Raw genomic sequence first — 18,889 nt, forward strand, 5'->3', positions numbered from 1 at the left:
CACGGCGAGGTCTATGATGGCATTGGGTGAAGGGTGAAGGTCAGGCGGCCTGCTGATTGGCTGGCTTGTCGGCCTGGCGCAGGAGCTTCCATTCCCAGGGCAAGAGCTCGTGCAGACGCGATGCGGGATGATCGGCGATACGGGCCAGGACGTCGGCGAGCCAGGCCTTGGGATCGACGTCGTTGAGGCGACAGGTCGTGATCATCGTCAGCATGATGGCGGCACGGTCGACGCCGCGCTGGCTGCCGGCGAAGGTCCAGTTGCGCCTTCCCAAGGCGATGCCTCTCAATGCGCGCTCAGCGCAATTGTTGGTCAAGCAGAATCCTGCCGTCGTCGAGGAAGCGGGCGAAGCCGTCCCAGCGCCTGAGCATGTAGTTAATCGGCTTCAGGACCTCGGAGGAACGCGAGAGGGTTTCGCGCTCGCGGAGCAGCCAGGCATGCATGCCGATGACACCGGCGTTTTGCGTGGCCGCGCCTTCTTCTGCGGGTCGAACAGCGGCTCGAAGCCGCTGTAGCAATCCGCCTGCAAGATGCCGGCGAAGGCGGCCAGATGTCTCTGTGGATGCTCGCCTCGTCGGTCGCTCGAGGCGTAATAGACCGCTGCCGGCGGCGCAGGCCCGGCGAACGGCCGGTCATCCCGCACATAAGTCCAGATCCGCCCGGTCGTGCACTTGCCCTTCGCCAGAATACGGATGGTGGTGTCGTCGCCATGAAGGCGCTCGGCAGCGAGCACGTGGCGTTCGATCAAGTGGAAGAGCGGCATGACGGCGAAGGTCCCGTGGCCGACCTGGTCGGCCGGCGTCGACAACGGCAGGTCGATCCCCTCGGCCTTAAAGCGCGCACTCTGGCGGTTGAGCGGGATATGCATGCCGAACTTGTCGAACAGGATCGTCGCCAGCAATTGTGGGCCGATGAAGCCGTTGTCCTCGAGAAGCGGCTTGCTCTTTTCCTGGCGCACGGCGCGCCGCTCGTCGGCGCCGCGGCCGTTGATGGCGCGCTCGATCTCGAACAACGTATCGAGGCGTCTGACAGCCTCCAGCGCGATCGGGGAGACCGGTTTGCCTTTCTTGCCTTCCCGAGCATTTTTCTCGATATCAGCCAGCTCGAAGAAGCCCCGCCGCGCATGGCATGGAACGGCGCGGGCGGCTGGCTGATCTTCTCGCAATCGCGGCAGGTGAACTTCTCGCGTACCGTCTCGATCAGCTTGAAGCGGCGCGGGATCTCCTCCAGCGTCTTGGTCACATCCTCACCGATCTTCGCCAGCCGCGATCCACCGCAGCAGGCGCAGGTCGTTGGAGTCTCAATGACGACGCGCTCGCGTTCGATATCGTCAGGCCATGGCTTGCGCACCGGCCGCTTGCGCATGAAGGGGCGGACGTTCTGCGTCTTCGCCGCTGCGGCCTGTGCGGCAAGCTCATCCTCGCTCGCCGTGGTGACGAGTTCTTCGAGCTCCAACTCCAACTGCTCGAGCAGCCGTGCCGAGCGCTCGGATCGCTGCCCGTGCAGTTCGCGTTTCAGCTTCTCGATGCGCAACTCGAGATGAGCGATCAGCGCCTCGGTATCCGACAGTTTCGCCTGCGCATTCGCGGCTTGCGCCTGCCAGTTGGCGGCCTTCGCCTCGGCTTTCTGTCGCGCCTCACGCTCGGCCTGCAGCGCCGCCAGGGCACTGACAAGGTCCGATGGAAGATCATCCGGCTTCGATATCATGGAGCCATTGAATCAGATCAAGCCGCAGATTCAAACCGTAAAACGACTATCCGACCCGCGTCGGACGCTGGGTTTCTTGAGGGTTGCGCCAATCGATCCCGGACAACAGATAGCTCAACTGCGCCGGAGAGATCGTTACCGATTCACCAGCAACCGATGGCCAGATGAACCTGCCTCTCTCGAGTCTTTTGGTGAACAAGCAGGCGCCCTGGCCATCGTGCCAAATGACCTTCAATAGATCACCGCGTTTGCCCCGGAAGCAGAAAAGACCGCCGCCCATGGCGTCGCGCTTGAGCACTTCCTGCACGCGCAGAGCCAGGCTCGGAAAGCCGCACCGCATGTCGGTATGGCCCGTCGCCAGCCACACCCGCACGCCCGTCGGGATCGGGATCATCGGCGCGCCAGGCCCCGAGCAATTCGAACGACCGCCTCGATATCCGCACCGGGGCCGAAGACCACGCGCAGCCCCTGAGGGCTCACGATTTCGATCTGACCTGTCTCGACAGCTTCCGTCGTTGGCGGCGTACTTGCCGCAACTATCGCAGGGACGAATGTCGGGCCGATCGAATCCTCTTCGGCCGGATCATGACAGGTCCAAGCCTTGCGCCAGCTCAGCAGAAGCTGACGTGATATCCCATACCGGCGAGCCGTCGCCGACACCAGTCGTGGCCCCGAGAAGCTCTCCTCTACGATTCTGAGCTTCTCCGCACGCGTCCAGCGTCGCCGCCGACCGGTCTCCACCAAATCCATGCGGCTCAGCACCGCACTGTCCTTATGTCCGTCCATAAGGACAGTCCAAGACGGCCGCCCTCGGACGGATACCGCCGTTTTACCGTCAGGCCGAGATCTATGCGCGCCAGGGCATCCGGCTTGATCGGGCGACGCTGGGCAGCTGGTCCGGCCGCGCCTGCTTCCATCTTCAGCCCATCGCGGACCACATGCGCCGCCGCCTGGCCATGGCGGATCGGCTGTTCATGGACGAAACCACGGCGCCGGTGCTCGATCCCGGGCGAGGCCAAACGAAGAAGGGCTACTTCTGGGCGATCGTCTCCGACGATCGCGGCCACAGCGGCCCAAGTCCGCCGATCGTGCTGTTCCGATATGCCCCCGGTCGCAGCGGTGCCTTTGCGGAGCAGTTCCTGGATGGCTTTTGCGGACGCTTCCTGCAGTGCGATGCCTATGACGGTTATGACCGGCTAGCTATCCATCCATGCGTCGACCAAAGTGTAGGTCAGTCGGATCACGTCGCGCAGGCGCGGAGCATTCTCCAGCCGCGACAGCGTCGGTTGGGAACACAGATCGCGACCCGTGTCCGGCAGCCGTCCGCAGGCCAGCTTGAATGCGGGATCGGACCGCAGATGATCGAGGTCGTCGGCGTCCTCGTAGCCGCAGCAGATCGCGAACATGCGCGCGCGGAACATATCGACAAGGCTGTGCACGGCCCGCGTCGGATCGCGCCGATCCGGGAACACCCGGGCCAAATTGTCGGCCAAGCCGAGACGCCGCTCGGCCATCGCCAGAAGCATCACGCCCCCGTTCGAGGTCAGCCGACCGCCATCGAAGGCAGCTGTGACTTTCTTGGCGTGAACGGCTGGAAACGAGAAGGGCGGAATCGTATCATCGGTCATGGCGGGCCTGGTGTTCGCGGCTGAAGGTGATGGGGTTGGCTTTGCAACCGAATCCTACGCCGCATCAGCGCTTTACACCACGCTCGCCAGCCTCTCAGGCGCCCTCTGACGAATAAGACGGGCTAGAACAGTGAATAGGGCCTCTCTGTAGTCCTACCGAGAACGGGCGAGGGCGCTGCGATGCCGGATGTTCGTCATCGTTCCTTAAGGGTCCTGTCGAGGCGCAACTTATGCGGGGACCGCGCTACCCCGGATACCGATTTCGGCGAGATAGATCGCTGGGCCTTTGCGTAGCTCCTCGTGCCTGAAGCATAAAACGATGACGAAGGTTGCCAATGGACCGTTCGATCCCTTGAACCGACAAGGTCGCTTGGTAGGATGCTTCGATGAACCGGCATGGCGTTGGGGTGCAATTGACGGTCAGTGATGCGCCCGTTGTGGTCGCAAGCTCCGATGCGCCTGAAGCGCGTGTCGCAAGCCGGCTCTCTCTCTGCTTGGCATACGGAATGATCGCCGCTTTGTCCGTGGTCTCCAATGCGAAGGCACAGGAGGCAGAGCCGCGATCCTACTCTAATACGCCTATCGGGTTGAATTTTCTGATCGCGGGTTACGCTTACTCGCAAGGCAAGCTCGCGTTCGATCCCAACACGGCGATTGCCGACACTACATTCCGCTCCGACACCGGGGTGCTGGCCTATGTTCGGTCCTTCGAGCTTGTGGGCCAGTCTGCCAAGCTTGATGTGATCGTGCCGACATCGTCCTTCGCCGCGCATGGCCTCGTGAACGGTGAGCCGCGCGAGCGGGAGACGTTGGGCTTGGGCGATCCGCGATTTCGCTTCTCGGTCAACTTGTTTGGGGCACCCGCGCTCTCGGCGAAGGAATTCGCCAGCTATCGGCAGGATCTAATCGTCGGAGTAAGCATGCAGGTCTCCGCGCCGGTCGGGCAGTATGACAACGCGAAGCTGCTCAACCTAGTACCTACTGTTCTTAAAGCGTGAGTCGTGATTCAAGGTCGGGATGATACCCGAAGCAAGAGAAGTCCACCTTTCGAGGAAAGATCGCAAGGTGCTTGAGGCGTGTTGCCGCTCCCCGGTGACGTTGCAGCGCGATTTGAAGCGGGCGCGGATAGTTCTGTTGGCGGCGGATGGACGCAGCACTCGGTCGATCGCCAAGGAAGTTGGGGTCCAGCCGCGGATTGTCAGCCTTTGGCGGCATCGCTATGCCGACCAAGGCCTTGAAGGGCTGCAAGACAAGCCGCGACCGGGCAAGCAGCCAATCTATACGAAGGCCACCGACAAGCGGATTCTGAAGCTGCTGGACAAGCCGCCGCCGGACGGGTTCGCACGCTGGACCGGGCCCCTGCTGGCCGGGGCGCTGGGCGATGTTGACGTCCAATATGTCTGGCGGTTCCTGCGCAGCCACAAGATTGACCTCGCGGCTCGTAAGTCCTGGTGTGAGAGCAACGACCCGAACTTTACGGCCAAAGCCGCCGATGTTGTCGGCCTCTATGTCGCCCCGCCCGCGAAGGCCATTGTGCTGTGCGTGGACGAGAAGCCCTCGATCCAGGCTTTGGAGCGAGCGCAGGGTTATCTGAAGTTGCCCAATGGCCGCGCCTTGACCGGCCAGAGCCACGATTACAAGCGGCATGGCACCACAACATTGTTTGCGGCGCTCGAAGTCGCCACCGGAAAGATCATCGCGGCGCATTCAAAACGCCGACGCCGCGTCGAGTTTCTCGACTTCATGAACAGCGTCACCGCGGCTTTTCCGAACCGGAAGCTTCACGTCATCCTCGACAACCTCAACACCCACAAGAAGAACGAGCATTGGCTCAAGGCCCACCCCAACGTGCAATTTCATTTCACGCCGACAAGTGCGTCTTGGCTCAATCAGGTCGAGGTATGGTTTTCGATCTTGCAGGGGCAGTCGCTCAGCGGCACCTCCTTCACAAGCCTCACGCAGCTTCAGGAGCACATCGATGCCTACGTCAACGCATACAACGACAGAGCCGAGCCCTTCGTCTGGACCAAGAAAAAGGTCCGTCAACGCCGTTTCAAAGGCCGCCGTATCACTCAGCTCTGATTCTGGGTACTAGGCGGAAATCGCTGGTCATTCCGGCCCGAGTTCGGGATTTCAAAGGCATGGGGTCCATGGACCGTCGAGCTAGCCCCAAGCGTAACTTTCTTCAGCAACAACACCGACTTCTTCGGCGGCAATACGTTCTCGCAGGCTCCGATCTATGCCGTGCAGGGACATGTCATCTACACGTTTCAGTCCGGCGTATGGATGGCGCTGGACGGGCTCTATTTCGCGGGCGGCCGCACGGCTCTCAACGGCGTCAAAAGTGATAACGAGCAGGCGATAACGCGAGCTGGCTTGACGGTCGCCTTGCCGATCAATCGACAGAACTCACTCAAGCTCTCTGCCAGTACCGGCATCACGACCCGCACAGGAAGCGAACTGACGGCAGTTGCTATCGCATGGCAGTATCGTTGGGGCGACGGATATTGAGGAAGGATGTCGTATGGCAGGGCGACAGTCCGTAGCGGTTCTGGTCGCTCGATCAGGCGCGGGCCATCGTCGCGGTAAGACAGCAATGCAGTTTTGGCTAGTTGCCTTATCATGGCGATCTTGCACGTGGACCTTCGCCGCTGCGCTGGCGGTCGCATTTTTGCTGGCGACGCTGGGTCAAAGTCAGGCGGCTGATCCAGGGCCCAAACGAGTTCTGATGCTGCATTCATTCGGTCCTCGTTCCAAACCTTGGAGCGACTACGCTCAGGCCATTCGCACAGAAATAGACCTGCACTCGCAGAGTTCGGTGGAATTTCTGGAACATTCACTTGTGAATGCCGGCCAATCTCAGGAAAAATTGGAAGGTGCCGTCGTTGAGTACCTTAGCACCCTCTACACGGACCATCCGCCCGACCTTATCGTGGCCCTCGGCGCACCGGCAGCCAGTTTCATCCAGCGCCATCGTCAGCTTATTTTTCCAATGGTGCCGATGATCATTACAGCCGTAGACCAGCGCTTAGTTCAATATGAAAAACTGACGGATAATGACGCTGTAGTGTCGGCCACGAATGATGTTCCGTTTCTCTTCGAGAATATCATGCGCGTCTTGCCCGACACAAAGACCATCGCAATTGTAAACGGCACTTCCCAAATAGAGCGATTTTGGACGGAAGAAATGCGTCGAGAACTCGCGCCACTCGCGGGCCGGGTCGAGCTAAAATGGTACGATGAACTTCCATTCGACGAGCTTCTTAAGAAAGCAGAACATCTTCCGCCTCATACCGCAATCTTCTTTGTTCTAATGAATGTCGATGCGGCAGGGATAACACACAGAGCCGGCCCCGGAATTCTGCACAGGGCGATAAGTGGAGTTTCTGCCTGACAGCGGGCACGCTGTGCCTGCGAATCAGGAGCGACAATGAGCAGAAGAACACGCCGGAACCACACACCGGCCTTCAAGGCGAAGGTGGCGCTCGCCGCCGTGAAGGGCGATCGAACGCTGGCTCAGCTTGCCGAGCAGTTCGACGTCCACCCCAATCAGATCACGGCGTGGAAGGCTCAGCTTGAAAGCAAGGCCGCCGATGCGTTCGGTCCCGGCGGCGGCTCCGGAGCGGAGCAAGCAGCCATCGACGTGAAGTCGCTGCACGCCAAGATCGGCGAACTGACGCTGGAGAACGATTCCTAAGAAACGGCAGCATCTACTTTCGGCTCCAAGGGATGGAGAACAAAGCCGAATGCCTTGGCACGCCGATGCAAATTGTTGACCACTCGCGTCCGGTAACGCATCTCGTAGGACGAGGCCCCGGGATCGACATAGTCCATTCCGTATCGCACAGCATTGTAGAACAGAACTGCGATCTTCCGGGCCGTGGCGGTCACGGCCTTGGCCTTGCCGATGCGCGCTGAGAGCCGTCTATAAAAGGCGCCGAGCGCAGTGTCTGTACGACCCACGGTCACGGCAGCAAGGCGCAGAAGTGCCGCCGCTCGGCCGCCGGATCGGCGCGTTCGGGACGAGAGCATTTTGCCGCCGGAGACCTTGTTGCTCGGCGCCAGTCCCAGCCAGGAGGTAAAATGCTTTGCACTTGGCCACGAGGAGAGGTCGTCGCCGCATTCAGCGATCAGCTTCAGCGAGAGGTAAGGACCGAGGCCGTCGATCGCGGTGAGGTCCTTTCCGAGCAACGTGAACAGCGCCTCGCGGACATCGAAAGCTGGAGCGTTCGCCTGATCGGTTCGATTCCGACGCCGCGAGACCCGCGGCGCTGATCCGTGGCCATGCCCCCGATGGAAGCTCAGTTCCTTCAACACGGCTTCAATTCGGGCGTCGCAGGCAGATGCCTTCTCGTGGTAGGCGTCGTAAAGCGCAAGTGCCTGCTCGAGCGCAAACAGATGCTCGGCGCGGTAGCTTCCGGTGAGCGCCTTCGCGATCGTCTCGGCGCTGGAGCGGCAACTATAATGGCGCAAGCACGCCAGCGCCTCAGGATCGCGCTCGCCGGCAAGGATCGCCCGTATGATACGCAGGCCGGTCACGCCGGTGATGTCGGTGACGACGTGGTGCAGCTGAAGATTCATCTCCGTCAAGGCCTTCTGCATATGCTGGATGTGTGAGGCCGCGTACTCCAGCAGACGCTCGCGCTGACGCACGTAGGCTCGCAGCTCGGCAATCTGCCCTTTGGGCCGAAAGCTGGCCCGCAGCAACCCGAATGAATGGAGCCGCTGCAGCCATTGCGCATCGCTGACATCGGTCTTGCGCCCCGGCACGTGCTTGGCATCGCGCGCGTTGACAAGAAACACGTTAAATCCCCGGGCATCGAGAAGCTCGAAGATCGGAATCCAGTAGACGCTGGTCGATTCCATGACGACAGTCTCGACGCCGCATTCAGTAAACCAGTCGACTAGCCGATGCAGATCAGCCGTGAAGGTACCGAAGCTGCGGACTGGCTCCGGTGCGCGATCTGCCCTCACGGCAGCCATGTGCATAGTCGCTCCGACGTCGATGGCAGCCGCGTCCGGGTGCACCATCTGCATCTTACCTCCGTTCCTCGACTTCGATCTTTTGGGGTTCATCTCTAATCCTCCTGCTGACGGCGGCGGAAGGGCTGGGCTGCGCTATACGTCAGATTCCTAAACGGGATCGCCGGATGGCGTCACCACTCTCAAGTGCGCGACAACCCATGGACCAGGTTTTTTAACGGGGTCACGTGCCACCAAAATCGTATCGGCCGCTCCCTCCCGGTCGGCAATCTAGCGCCGGTCCGTTTCTATCCCACAGGGGGAGCGCATCGCCGCGCATAGTTTTTTAGAAGGAGCGCTCACCAAGGCGGGATTGCTGAGCGCAAAGCGATGATCGACCGTGAGCACGAGCTGTCGATCACCAGGCAGGCGGAGGCTTTGAACATCAGCCGCGGCAGCGTGTACTACCTGCCGCGGCCGGTGCCGGACGCCGACCTTGCGATCATGCAGCGCCTCGACCGGCTGCATCTGGAGTTCCCTTTTGCCGGCTCTCGCATGTTGCGAGGGCTGCTGGCTGCCGATGGGTGCAAGATCGGCCGTCGGCATGTGAAGACGTTGATGCGGCGGATGGGGATAGAAGCGCTCTATCGCCGTCCACGCACGACAAAGCCCGAGCCGGGCCACAAGATCTACCCGTAGCTGCTGCGCGGGATGGAGATCACGCGGCCGAACCAGGTGTGGGCGATGGACATCACCTACATCCCGATGGCGCGAGGCTTCGTCTATCTGGCGGTTGTGCTCGACTGGTTCAGCCGCCGCGTGCTGTCGTGGCGCGTATCGATCACCATGGAGGCGGCGTTCTGTGTCGCGACGCTTCAGGATGCCCTGGCTCGTCACGGCAAGCCGGACGTCTTCAATACGGATCAGGGCTCGCAGTTCACCGGACAGGCTTTTAACGGCGTGCTCGCCGACAACGGCATTGCGATCAGCATGGACGGCAAGGGAGCCTGGCGGGACAACGTGTTTGTCGAACGGCTATGGCGCAGCGTCAAATACGAGGAGGTGTATCTGCGGGCCTATGACAGCGTCAGCGAGGCCCTCGCGTCGATCGGCCGATACCTCGACTTCTACAACGGTCGGCGCCCGCATTCGAGCCTTGACGGCGTCACCCCCGATCAAGCCTACTTCAACCCGCTGCCACTCCGCTTGGCAGCCTAACCATGGCAGAGGCTCCACTTATCGACGCGGAAAATCTGTTCAGACAACCGGAGCCAGCTCAGTTAGGAACCTGACCTTAGTGGCATGATTAGGTTATTCGCTAACGACCGGCCTACAGGGCGCGCTTGCTCTCGAGCCAATCGGGAGTGTTGCGATGACTTCCATCGACGAATGCAAAGCACGCGCAGCCGAATACAAAATTCGAGGAAGCGAGCCGCACATTTCGGCACGCCGATCCACGGTGCTTTTGTGCATTTCACGCAGTTGGACAGCATTGGCGCATCAACTTGAGAACTTGGCGGCAGTCGTCAAAGACGAAAAGATGAAGTAGGTCCGCCGTTGATCTTGCGACCAAGAGAACCACGTCACCATCACCATAGGCCCCCAAGTGGCTGGGGCCATTCTCAGGGGGCGCCTCAGTTGAGAACGGTCGCCCTTGGCATTCAAATTGCGCTAGCATTGCCGAATTTTCCAGATGATAGATTTTAAGTCCTACGCGGGATTACGTCATGAGCACTGGCATACTTTTCCCACTCTTAGCGCTAGGGTTGAGGCCGATTGTCATCGCTGCGATCTCTATGTTCGCGCTATGAAGACGTCGGGAGTGCCGCCCACGGAGCGTGAAAAACAGATCCTCAGGCGGGTGGCTCTGGGGCGGTCCGATGCTGACATCGCTCGCCAGATCGGCGGGACCGAAGCGCAAGTTGCAACCCAACGCCTTCGCTTGATCAGAAAGCTAAATATCTGCTCGCATGCAGAGATCATCGAAGCGGCCATTAATCTGGGGCCGTGGCCTCGTCAGATGAAGTATCCTAATCTCCCTTCGCGAGTGTCCTAATTAGGACAGCACCATCAACCGCAGCGGCCTCGGGTCAAAGGACATATTCCTCACGTACATGCCGTGTGTAGGAGAGCTAAATTAGTTCCAGAGTTTGGCCAAAACGACAGGGCGTCTCAGTTGGCGGCCTTGTTCAATTTTGATGCTCGCAAGTTTTGCTCAGCCGTCATTTACTGGTTTGGCTTTGGGTGAGGCATATGCGGAAGACGGACGCGACCTGTCCGCGCTGCGGAGCTGGTTTCCGGCGGTTGGAACTGTGGTGCGGACGAAGGTCCGAAGGAGAGCACCGCTGTTCTGTGTGCGATACGTCGCTTGGTTTTTGATGGGAGTAAGTCGGTTGCCTACCGGCTTACGATCCAACCATCGCGGCGAGCATGAACCGCTGGCGGGGCCAACCTGGGGCCGCGTAACGCGAGTTGTCCCACGCCCGCGCTGGCAGTCCATCCCGCAGGTTAAGTGAACGCCGCCAATCGCGGCTCTCACGAGCCGCTACCCGGTTGACGGACCCATATCCGGGTGACGGTAAAAGATCGCCACGGTGAAACAACTTTCGCTCAGTTAAATGGCTCGACGATACCGATCCGGCGGCGACCTTTGATCGAGGCCTCCCCGGTCATTCCCAAACCAGTTCGTCTGCGGAGGGAACCCAAGATGAACAATACCGTGGTTATTGGGCTTATCGCCTTTGCCGCTATCCTCGCCGGGGCGTTCGCTGGCGCGGAGGTCAGAGAGCGGTTGCCAAAGCATCACCTGACGGACGAGACAAAAAACCTTGTGTCCGTATCGACGGCAGTGGTGGCCACCGTTTCGGCGCTGGTGCTTGGGCTGCTTATCTCTAACGCCAACACATCGTTCACTCGGCTCGGCGGGCAAGTGACGGCGCTGTCGGCGGAAATCCTCCGGCTGGACCACATACTGCGCCGATACGGGGCTGATGCGGAACCGGCGCGCAACATGCTCCTACAGTATGCCGAGCACAAGACGGCTGATCTGTTTCCGGACGATCGCGCCGATGTGCGCCTCAACAATCCTTCGACCTACGAACTGCTGCAGCGGCTGGAGGACATGCTCCTCGCCTTGAAACCCGCTAATCCCCGCGATCAATGGTGGCTGGCTCAGGCGATGACCCTCGCGGCCAAGATCGGAGAGACCCGATGGCTTCTTGCCCAGCAGATTGGGCAGGGAACGCCGAAAGCGTTCGTCGCGCTCCTGGTTCTTTTGGCTTGCGTTGCTGTTCGCCAGTTTCGGACTTTTTTCGCCGCGTAACTTCACCTCAGCGACCACCTTGACTTTGTGCGCGCTTGCGGTGGCCGGTGCTGTCGCAATGTTCCTCGAATTGGAGCAAGGCCTTGGCGGCGTGGTCCGTATCTCACCTGAGCCGATGCGGCAGGCAGTCCAAACCTTGGAGGCCGAACCGAGCAACCAAAATGCACCTTAGGGCACGGCACGCGGTTCGGTCGCTGGCCTTGCCCGAAGGCATGGCAATACGTCGCGGGGTAACTAGTACCCAGAATCAGAGCTGAGTGATACGGCGGCCTTTGAAACGGCGTTGACGGACCTTTTTCTTGGTCCAGACGAAGGGCTCGGCTCTGTCGTTGTATGCGTTGACGTAGGCATCGATGTGCTCCTGAAGCTGCGTGAGGCTTGTGAAGGAGGTGCCGCTGAGCGACTGCCCCTGCAAGATCGAAAACCATACCTCGACCTGATTGAGCCAAGACGCACTTGTCGGCGTGAAATGAAATTGCACGTTGGGGTGGGCCTTGAGCCAATGCTCGTTCTTCTTGTGGGTGTTGAGGTTGTCGAGGATGACGTGAAGCTTCCGGTTCGGAAAAGCCGCGGTGACGCTGTTCATGAAGTCGAGAAACTCGACGCGGCGTCGGCGTTTTGAATGCGCCGCGATGATCTTTCCGGTGGCGACTTCGAGCGCCGCAAACAATGTTGTGGTGCCATGCCGCTTGTAATCGTGGCTCTGGCCGGTCAAGGCGCGGCCATTGGGCAACTTCAGATAACCCTGCGCTCGCTCCAAAGCCTGGATCGAGGGCTTCTCGTCCACGCACAGCACAATGGCCTTCGCGGGCGGGGCGACATAGAGGCCGACAACATCGGCGGCTTTGGCCGTAAAGTTCGGGTCGTTGCTCTCACACCAGGACTTACGAGCCGCGAGGTCAATCTTGTGGCTGCGCAGGAACCGCCAGACATATTGGACGTCAACATCGCCCAGCGCCCCGGCCAGCAGGGGCCCGGTCCAGCGTGCGAACCCGTCCGGCGGCGGCTTGTCCAGCAGCTTCAGAATCCGCTTGTCGGTGGCCTTCGTATAGATTGGCTGCTTGCCCGGTCGCGGCTTGTCTTGCAGCCCTTCAAGGCCTTGGTCGGCATAGCGATGCCGCCAAAGGCTGACAATCCGCGGCTGGACCCCAACTTCCTTGGCGATCGACCGAGTGCTGCGTCCATCCGCCGCCAACAGAACTATCCGCGCCCGCTTCAAATCGCGCTGCAACGTCACCGGGGAGCGGCAACACGCCTCAAGCACCTTGCGATCTTTCCTCGAAAGGTGGACTTCTCTTGCTTCGGGTATCATCCCGACCTTGAATCACGACTCACGCTTTAAGAACAGTAGGTACTAGGCAGGGGTGCGACCGGTAATCGGCGGCGTGCATGAGCCTGGGCGGGGAGCCACGGCCCTAGAGGGACAGTACCAGGCAAATGATCTGCGGGTCTCCTCCACCCCGCTTGTGAAAGCCGAATTTGCTGAAAATCTTTCGCATCGCCGCGTTCTCCGGCAGGACTTCGGCGACGATTTGCTTGAGCCCGGTCGTGCGCGCCAGAATGATGAGGTGGTGCATGAGCAAGGTGGCGACGCCCTGTCCCTGGTAGTCGTCGATCACCACGAAGGCGATCTCGGCTACTCCCGACGCCGCGACGACATAGCGACCACCGCCGATGATCACCTCGCGTCCGTCCTCGTCGGCAAGCGCAACCAAGGCGACGTGTTTGGCAAAATCGATGTTCATGAAGAAAGCAACTTCCTTCTCCGAAAAGCTGCGCTTGGGAACGAAGAAGCGGCGTTGAAGTGATTGGCTGCCGGTGCGGCTGATTGCAGCCAGCATGTCGTCTTCGTCGTCAGGCCGTAACGAGCGGATTTTGACCCTTCGGCCATCGCGCAGACATTCGCTCACTGCGTAATTCTCAGGCTCCGGCATGGACCCGTCCTCCCGGCTTCAAAAAGGGCGCAGGGCCGTGCTCGTGGCTTGACCTAAATCAACATTCCGAGCGCGCAACACGCTTTCGATTGGATAGCTAGCGGAAGGACTGAAATGATGTCGCTGGACAATCCGCAACTCCCGGGCGGGCCCATGTCGGGGGTCGTCGCCAAAGCCGTGGAATATATGGTGGATGCCGGACAGCGCAGCGTGCTGCTTCTGGACATCCTGCGCCAGCGCGGTGACCAGTATCGTGAGCACGTTGCCCAGACGGCACCCCACGTCTTGAGCTATGCCGCCGAGCTGATCCTGGACGGCCGCAAGCTGGAACAGCCTGTCAACTATGCGCTGGTGCGCATTGTCCCACCCAAGGGCGTGGAAATCGATCTCAAGCGCCGACCGTTCGTTATCGTCGACCCGCGCGCGGGTCATGGACCGGGGATCGGCGGCTTCAAGGCCGACAGCGAGATCGGCGTCGCCATGAAGGCTGGGCATTCCTGTTACTTCATCGGCTTCCTGCCCGAGCCCATGCCGGGCCAAACGATCGAGCGCATTGCGCGCGCCGAAGCCATCTTCATCGAGAAGGTCATTGAGCGGCATCCCGAAGCTGATGGTAAGCCGTGCGTGATCGGCAACTGCCAGGCCGGCTGGGCAATCATGATCCTTGCCTCGCTACGGCCGGAACTGTTCGGTCCGGTGATCGTGGCGGGAGCGCCGCTCGCTTATTGGGCTGGCGTCCATGGCAAATATCCGATGCGCTATTCCGGCGGACTGCTCGGCGGAAGCTGGTTAACCGCACTTTCCAGTGACCTCGGCGCAGGCAAGTTCGACGGTGCCTGGCTGGTGCAGAACTTCGAGAACCAGAATCCCTCGAACACGTTGTGGTCAAATCAGTACAACGTCTTCTCCAAAGTCGACACCGAGGCCGATCGCTATCTCGAATTCGAGCGCTGGTGGGGCGGGCACGTCAACCTCAATGCCGAGGAGATCCAGTTCATCGTCGATGAGCTCTTCATCGGCAACAATCTAGCTGCCGGCCGTGTCAAGATGTCCAACGGAGCCGCGGTCGATCTGCGCAATATTCATTCGCCGATCGTGGTGTTCTGCTCAAAAGGGGACAACATCACGCCCCCACAACAGGCGCTGCACTGGATTCTGGACCTTTACGCGAATGTCGACAAGATCAGGGCGCACGAGCAGACCATCGTCTACACGGTGCATGAGACGGTCGGCCATCTCGGTATTTTTGTTTCCGGCGGCGTCGCCAAGAAGGAGCACGCAGAGTTCTCGAGCAACATTGACTTGATCGATGTGTTGCCGCCCGGCCTTTACGAAGCGACGTTCGAGGCGAGGGGATCCGACACGCTCAATGATGAGTTAGCGGTTGGCCAATGGGTGATGCGCTGCGAGGCCCGAACGCTCGAAGACATTAGTGCGATGGGCGGAAATTCGCTTGAAGACGAGCGGCGGTTCGAGACTGCCAAGCGGGTCTCGGAAATGAATCTTGCCGCTTATCAGAAATTCGTGCAGCCCTGGGTCAAATCGATGGTGACGCCACAGGTGGCGGAGGTGATGCGCAATTGGCATCCGCTCCGCCTGCAATACGAGGCGTTTAGCAGCGCGAACCCGTGGATGAAGATGGTGGAGAACGCTGCGGAGAAGGCGCGCGACACGCGCAAGCCAGTCGCTGAGGACAATCCCTTCCTGGCGTTCCAGGAACGGCTATCCAAGCAGATCGTCAGTTCGCTCGATCAGTGGCGCGACTCGCAGGAGGCGCTGAGCGAGGCGATGTTCCTTGCCATTTATGGCTCGCCGGCGCTGCAATCAGCCGTCGGCGTTGATCCGCAGTCGGGACCCTCACAACGCCGCGAGATGGATCCAAAGCGCCGCGAGCTCTTGCAAGCCCGCATAGCGGAGCTGACATCCAGGATCGGCTCTGGTGGTATGGGAGAGGCAGGCATTCGGGCCTTGCTTTATGTCGGATCGGCCCGGGGCATGGTCGACGAGCGCAGCCTTGAAGCGCTGCGACGGCTTCGCCAGGCCGATGAGGCCGCGCGCATGACACTCGCGGAGTTCAAGATGCTGGTCCGCGAGCAGTTCTTCATGTTGCTGCTCGATCGGGAGGGCGCGCTCGCGGCCATTCCGAAACTGCTGCCGGACAATATCGACGAGCGTCGCAGGGTCTTTGCCGCCATTCAGGACGTGTTGTCGGCAAGCGCGGAGATATCAGGCGAAGTGGCCAAGCGCTTGAAGCAAGTCGCCGGACTGTTTGGGCTTGACGGTCAGGACAATACGGTCCCGTTCGATCCAAAAGCCCGCGCATCATAACAACTCAGAGCGGAACGATGGGTATCATGGCAACCGGAGCGAACGAGACCCAGCCGGGCTCGAAATACGATCGCCTCATAGTCGCCGCGAAGGGCGTCCCGTCGGTCTCCACGATCGTCGCGCATCCCTGTGACGAGAACTCACTACGAGGGGCGATCGAGTCCGCTGAAGCTGGGATCATCAAGGCGATTCTTGTCGGTCCGGCCGCGCGGATCCGGGATGCCGCAGCGAAGCACAATCTCGACATCGCGGGCTATGAGATCGTCGATACGCCGCCAACAGAGGCCGCTGCCGCGGCCAAGGCTGTCGAGCTGATTCATGAAGGCAGAGGCGAAGTCCTGATGAAGGGCAGCCTCCATACCGATGAACTGATGCGCAGCGTGACGGCAAAAGTCGGCGGGCTGCGCACCGATCGGCGTATTAGCCATGTGTTCGTCATGGATGTGCCTACCTATACCGAAACAATTTTTGTCACCGATGCCGCCATCAACATATTCCCCGACCTCGACGACAAGCGCGATATCATCCAGAACGCCGTCGATCTCTATAATCAGGCCGGCTTCGGCGCGACACCGCGGGTGGCAATCCTGTCGGCGGTCGAGACGGTGACGTCGAAGATCCCGTCGACCATCGAGGCGGCTGCGCTCTGCAAGATGGCAGACCGCAGGCAGATTACCGGCGCGCTGCTCGATGGTCCACTCGCTTTCGACAATGCGATCGACATGGAGGCGGCGCGGATCAAGGGCATCAGGTCTGAAGTCGCTGGCCGGGCCCAGATTTTGGTCGTGCCCGACCTCGAGTCCGGCAACATGCTGGCGAAGAATCTGGCTTATTTCGCCAAAGCGGATGGCGCCGGCATCGTGCTCGGCGCGCGCGTACCGATCGTGCTCACGTCGCGCGCCGATTCTGCGAGGTCAAGGATGGCATCCGCTGCCGTGGCCTGCCTCTACGCGGCTGCCCGGCGTCGCAGTGCTCCCATCGCAGCAGCGTGACCACCATGGATACGATCCTTGTCGTCAATGCCGGCTCCTCCAGCGTGAAATTTCAGGTCTTCGAGGTGGAAGGCGAGGGTCACCTGTGGCGGCAACTGAAGGGCCAGATCGATGGCATCGGCAGCCGGCCGCGGATGCGTGCCAGCGGGTCCAGCGGCGAGCCGCTGGTCGACCGCGCTTATCCGATCGAGGCGATTGCCGATGTTCCTGCCGCCATGTCCGTCGCGGGCTCCTGGTTGAGAGATGAGCTCAGAATCAACCCCGTCGCCGTCGGCCATCGGGTTGTTCACGGCGGTCCGGACTACGCGCGTCCGGTGCTGATCGATCCCGTGGTCCTGTCGCGGCTGGAACGCTATGCGCCGCTGGCGCCGCTGCACCAGCCGCACAATCTGGCGCCCATTAAATCTCTGATGACCAATTTTCCGGCCTTGCCGCAGGTGGCCTGCTTCGATACGGCGTTCCACCGCGATCATGACCCGCTGGCGGACCGTTATGCCATTCCGCACCAACTGTACGCCGAAGGCATCAGGCGCTACGGCTTCCATGGCTTGTCCTACGAATATGTGGCCAAGCGGCTGCCGCAGATGGCGCCGGAGGTCGCGGTCGGACGTGTGATCGTGGCCCATCTCGGCAGCGGCGCCTCGATGTGTGCGATGCGGGCAGGCCGGAGCGTCGAGAGCACGATGGGATTCACGGCTCTCGATGGTCTTGCGATGGGAACGCGGCCCGGCCAGATCGATCCCGGTGTCGTCCTGTACCTGCTCACCGAGAAGGGAATGTCCGCGCCCAAGGTACAAGACTTCCTGTACCGCGATTGCGGCTTGAAAGGTCTGTCCGGCGTCAGCAACGATATGCGCGAGCTTGAGAATAGCGCCGACCCGCGGGCTGTATTTGCGATCGACTATTTCGTCTATCGCGTCGGCCTCAACGCCGGCATGCTGGCAGCCGCGCTGGAAGGGCTCGACGGCTTCGTCTTCACCGCGGGGATCGGCGAAAACTCGGTTTCGATCCGTGCCCGCATCTCGGAAAGGCTGGCATGGCTCGGGATCGAACTCGATCCCGTCGAGAACGCACGGCACGCGACCAAAATATCTCGATCAGACAGCCGAGTTCCCGTCTACGTCGTGCCGACCGATGAGGAACTGATGATCGCGCAGCATACGTTGACGCTGCTCATGAGCCAGCCATTGCCAAATTCAAAAAGCGAGCGAGTGTCATGAGTATCCCGGTTTATCCTGAGACCAAGATCGCGCTGAAGGGCAAAAGGGGCTTGATCGTTGGTATAGCCAACGACCAATCGATCGCCTGGGGTTGTGCCAAGGCATTTCGCGCGCTCGGTGCCGACCTCGCTGTCACTTATCTGAACGAGAAGGCCAAAAAGCACGTCGAGCCGCTGGCCAAAGCGCTGGAATCGCCGATCTTCATGCCGCTTGACGTCATGGTCGAGGGCGAGACCGAGAAGGTATTCGAGCGGATCGAGAAGGAGTGGGGGCAGCTCGACTTCCTGCTTCACTCGATCGCGTTCTCACCGAAGGAAGCGTTGCACGGCCGTGTGGTCGACGTCGATCGGGCGGGCTTCCAGAAGACCATGGACGTGTCCTGCTGGTCGTTCATGCGCATGGCCCATCTTGCGGAACCGCTGATGAAGAACGGCGGCACGTTATTCACCATGACCTACTACGGCAGCCAAATGGTGGTGAAGAACTACAATGTCATGGGCGTCGCGAAGGCGGCGCTTGAGGCGGCGGTGCGCTACATTGCGGCCGAGCTCGGCCCGAAAGGCATTCGGGTCCATGCCATTTCGCCGGGGCCACTCGCCACGCGCGCGGCATCCGGGATTCCTGAATTCGATGAATTGATGGACAAGGCACAGTCGCAGGCGCCGACGCGCAGTCTCGTCAGCATCGATGACGTTGGCAAGGCCACGGCGTTTCTTGCGCTCGACGGCGCCAAGCTGATCACGGGAAGCGTGCTGTACGTCGACGGCGGTTACCACATTATCGATTAGAGCGCGGA

General features: G+C 60.6%; 16 protein-coding genes and 7 pseudogenes. 14 read left to right on the plus strand and 9 right to left on the minus strand.

The genetic code is table 11. The annotated features are described in order from the left end of the window. Nucleotides 1–40: 40 nt before the first annotated feature. The 5 genes and pseudogenes from HAP54_RS18165 to tnpA form a co-directional block, all read right to left on the minus strand. A pseudogene (locus HAP54_RS18165) lies at nucleotides 41–919 on the minus strand (IS66 family transposase); the annotation flags it as partial. 63 nt (nucleotides 920–982) lie between these two features. Continuing rightward, a pseudogene (locus tag HAP54_RS18170) lies at nucleotides 983–1,102 on the minus strand (hypothetical protein); the annotation flags it as partial. Between the two features lie 12 nt (nucleotides 1,103–1,114). After that, nucleotides 1,115–1,707: pseudogene (locus HAP54_RS18175) on the minus strand (IS66 family transposase zinc-finger binding domain-containing protein); the annotation flags it as partial. Nucleotides 1,708–1,753: 46 nt separating this feature from the next. Continuing rightward, nucleotides 1,754–2,101: an IS66 family insertion sequence element accessory protein TnpB gene (gene tnpB, locus HAP54_RS18180; protein WP_063676425.1), complete on the minus strand. Its 348-nt coding sequence runs from the start codon at nucleotides 2,099–2,101 to the stop codon at nucleotides 1,754–1,756. After that, entirely contained in the window at nucleotides 2,098–2,493 is a 396-nt protein-coding gene (gene tnpA / locus HAP54_RS18185) for an IS66-like element accessory protein TnpA (RefSeq protein WP_166202956.1), read from the minus strand. The genes tnpB and tnpA overlap by 4 nt, the downstream gene beginning before the upstream one ends. A gap of 38 nt (nucleotides 2,494–2,531) precedes the next feature. Here tnpA and HAP54_RS18190 point away from each other — a divergent pair. After that, nucleotides 2,532–2,906, plus strand: a pseudogene (locus tag HAP54_RS18190) (IS66 family transposase); the annotation flags it as partial. Here the strand turns inward: HAP54_RS18190 and HAP54_RS18195 are convergent. Beyond that, a pseudogene (locus HAP54_RS18195) lies at nucleotides 2,907–3,335 on the minus strand (transposase); the annotation flags it as partial. A 386-nt stretch (nucleotides 3,336–3,721) separates the two neighbouring features. Here HAP54_RS18195 and HAP54_RS18200 point away from each other — a divergent pair. The 5 genes and pseudogenes from HAP54_RS18200 to HAP54_RS18220 form a co-directional block, all read left to right on the plus strand. Then, entirely contained in the window at nucleotides 3,722–4,333 is a 612-nt protein-coding gene (locus tag HAP54_RS18200) for a hypothetical protein (protein WP_175619443.1), read from the plus strand. 19 nt (nucleotides 4,334–4,352) lie between these two features. Further along, on the plus strand, nucleotides 4,353–5,417 hold the full coding sequence (locus tag HAP54_RS18205) for an IS630 family transposase (RefSeq protein WP_166204319.1): 1,065 nt from the start codon (nucleotides 4,353–4,355) through the stop codon (nucleotides 5,415–5,417). A 162-nt stretch (nucleotides 5,418–5,579) separates the two neighbouring features. Further along, nucleotides 5,580–5,846 carry a hypothetical protein gene (locus tag HAP54_RS18210; protein ID WP_339156845.1) on the plus strand — a complete coding sequence of 89 codons (267 nt, stop codon included), beginning with the start codon at nucleotides 5,580–5,582 and terminating at the stop codon, nucleotides 5,844–5,846. An 85-nt stretch (nucleotides 5,847–5,931) separates the two neighbouring features. Next, nucleotides 5,932–6,729, plus strand: coding sequence for a hypothetical protein (locus tag HAP54_RS18215; RefSeq protein ID WP_166302409.1), 798 nt, complete (start codon nucleotides 5,932–5,934; stop codon nucleotides 6,727–6,729). A 36-nt stretch (nucleotides 6,730–6,765) separates the two neighbouring features. After that, nucleotides 6,766–7,026, plus strand: a pseudogene (locus HAP54_RS18220) (transposase); the annotation flags it as partial. Between the two features lie 2 nt (nucleotides 7,027–7,028). Here HAP54_RS18220 and HAP54_RS18225 read toward each other — a convergent pair. Further along, entirely contained in the window at nucleotides 7,029–8,411 is a 1,383-nt protein-coding gene (locus HAP54_RS18225; protein WP_175619444.1) for an IS110 family transposase, read from the minus strand. Nucleotides 8,412–8,639: 228 nt separating this feature from the next. Between HAP54_RS18225 and HAP54_RS18230 the strand changes: the two are divergent. The 4 genes and pseudogenes from HAP54_RS18230 to HAP54_RS18240 form a co-directional block, all read left to right on the plus strand. Beyond that, a pseudogene (locus HAP54_RS18230) lies at nucleotides 8,640–9,515 on the plus strand (IS3 family transposase); the annotation flags it as partial. 154 nt (nucleotides 9,516–9,669) lie between these two features. Then, a complete protein-coding gene (locus HAP54_RS18235) occupies nucleotides 9,670–9,846 on the plus strand; it encodes a hypothetical protein (protein WP_166302414.1) in 177 nt (58 codons plus the stop codon). 258 nt (nucleotides 9,847–10,104) lie between these two features. Further along, complete coding sequence (locus tag HAP54_RS52515) at nucleotides 10,105–10,353, plus strand: response regulator transcription factor (protein WP_224742065.1); 249 nt, start codon at nucleotides 10,105–10,107, stop codon at nucleotides 10,351–10,353. 651 nt (nucleotides 10,354–11,004) lie between these two features. Then, nucleotides 11,005–11,619 carry a hypothetical protein gene (locus HAP54_RS18240; protein WP_166302419.1) on the plus strand — a complete coding sequence of 205 codons (615 nt, stop codon included), beginning with the start codon at nucleotides 11,005–11,007 and terminating at the stop codon, nucleotides 11,617–11,619. Between the two features lie 247 nt (nucleotides 11,620–11,866). Here the strand turns inward: HAP54_RS18240 and HAP54_RS18245 are convergent, their stop codons facing one another. After that, on the minus strand, nucleotides 11,867–12,931 hold the full coding sequence (locus HAP54_RS18245; protein WP_166204319.1) for an IS630 family transposase: 1,065 nt from the start codon (nucleotides 12,929–12,931) through the stop codon (nucleotides 11,867–11,869). Nucleotides 12,932–13,034: 103 nt separating this feature from the next. Continuing rightward, entirely contained in the window at nucleotides 13,035–13,553 is a 519-nt protein-coding gene (locus tag HAP54_RS18250; RefSeq protein WP_166302422.1) for a GNAT family N-acetyltransferase, read from the minus strand. Between the two features lie 117 nt (nucleotides 13,554–13,670). On the opposite strand from HAP54_RS18250, the gene HAP54_RS18255 reads away from it, so the two are divergent. From HAP54_RS18255 to fabI, 4 genes are read left to right on the plus strand one after another with little or no spacing between them, the layout of a single operon-like run. After that, nucleotides 13,671–15,881 (plus strand): DUF3141 domain-containing protein, encoded by a 2,211-nt coding sequence (locus HAP54_RS18255; RefSeq protein WP_166307992.1) that lies wholly within the window; start codon nucleotides 13,671–13,673, stop codon nucleotides 15,879–15,881. Nucleotides 15,882–15,907: 26 nt separating this feature from the next. Continuing rightward, nucleotides 15,908–16,873, plus strand: coding sequence for a phosphate acetyltransferase (locus tag HAP54_RS18260; RefSeq protein WP_166302425.1), 966 nt, complete (start codon nucleotides 15,908–15,910; stop codon nucleotides 16,871–16,873). A gap of 5 nt (nucleotides 16,874–16,878) precedes the next feature. Then, entirely contained in the window at nucleotides 16,879–18,093 is a 1,215-nt protein-coding gene (locus HAP54_RS18265) for an acetate/propionate family kinase (protein ID WP_166302428.1), read from the plus strand. Further along, the gene (fabI, locus tag HAP54_RS18270; RefSeq protein WP_166302431.1) at nucleotides 18,090–18,881 is read left to right on the plus strand and encodes an enoyl-ACP reductase FabI; all 792 of its coding nucleotides are present in this window, start codon (nucleotides 18,090–18,092) and stop codon (nucleotides 18,879–18,881) included. Before HAP54_RS18265 ends, fabI begins: the two co-directional genes overlap by 4 nt. Nucleotides 18,882–18,889: the final 8 nt, after the last annotated feature.

The organism is Bradyrhizobium sp. 2S1, assembly GCF_011516625.5.
Classification (GTDB): Bacteria; Pseudomonadota; Alphaproteobacteria; order Rhizobiales; family Xanthobacteraceae; genus Bradyrhizobium; species Bradyrhizobium septentrionale.

What these genes read in the sequence shown, in the direction of transcription:
- tnpB (WP_063676425.1), bottom strand. Translation starts at nt 2,101, where the DNA reads ATGATCCCGATCCCGACGGGCGTGCGGGTGTGGCTGGCGACGGGCCAT.
- tnpA (WP_166202956.1), bottom strand. Translation starts at nt 2,493, where the DNA reads ATGGACGGACATAAGGACAGTGCGGTGCTGAGCCGCATGGATTTGGTG.
- HAP54_RS18200 (WP_175619443.1), top strand. Translation starts at nt 3,722, where the DNA reads ATGAACCGGCATGGCGTTGGGGTGCAATTGACGGTCAGTGATGCGCCC.
- HAP54_RS18205 (WP_166204319.1), top strand. Translation starts at nt 4,353, where the DNA reads ATGATACCCGAAGCAAGAGAAGTCCACCTTTCGAGGAAAGATCGCAAG.
- HAP54_RS18215 (WP_166302409.1), top strand. Translation starts at nt 5,932, where the DNA reads ATGCAGTTTTGGCTAGTTGCCTTATCATGGCGATCTTGCACGTGGACC.
- HAP54_RS18225 (WP_175619444.1), bottom strand. Translation starts at nt 8,411, where the DNA reads ATGAACCCCAAAAGATCGAAGTCGAGGAACGGAGGTAAGATGCAGATG.
- HAP54_RS18235 (WP_166302414.1), top strand. Translation starts at nt 9,670, where the DNA reads ATGACTTCCATCGACGAATGCAAAGCACGCGCAGCCGAATACAAAATT.
- HAP54_RS52515 (WP_224742065.1), top strand. Translation starts at nt 10,105, where the DNA reads ATGAAGACGTCGGGAGTGCCGCCCACGGAGCGTGAAAAACAGATCCTC.
- HAP54_RS18240 (WP_166302419.1), top strand. Translation starts at nt 11,005, where the DNA reads ATGAACAATACCGTGGTTATTGGGCTTATCGCCTTTGCCGCTATCCTC.
- HAP54_RS18245 (WP_166204319.1), bottom strand. Translation starts at nt 12,931, where the DNA reads ATGATACCCGAAGCAAGAGAAGTCCACCTTTCGAGGAAAGATCGCAAG.
- HAP54_RS18250 (WP_166302422.1), bottom strand. Translation starts at nt 13,553, where the DNA reads ATGCCGGAGCCTGAGAATTACGCAGTGAGCGAATGTCTGCGCGATGGC.
- HAP54_RS18255 (WP_166307992.1), top strand. Translation starts at nt 13,671, where the DNA reads ATGTCGCTGGACAATCCGCAACTCCCGGGCGGGCCCATGTCGGGGGTC.
- HAP54_RS18260 (WP_166302425.1), top strand. Translation starts at nt 15,908, where the DNA reads ATGGCAACCGGAGCGAACGAGACCCAGCCGGGCTCGAAATACGATCGC.
- HAP54_RS18265 (WP_166302428.1), top strand. Translation starts at nt 16,879, where the DNA reads ATGGATACGATCCTTGTCGTCAATGCCGGCTCCTCCAGCGTGAAATTT.
- fabI (WP_166302431.1), top strand. Translation starts at nt 18,090, where the DNA reads ATGAGTATCCCGGTTTATCCTGAGACCAAGATCGCGCTGAAGGGCAAA.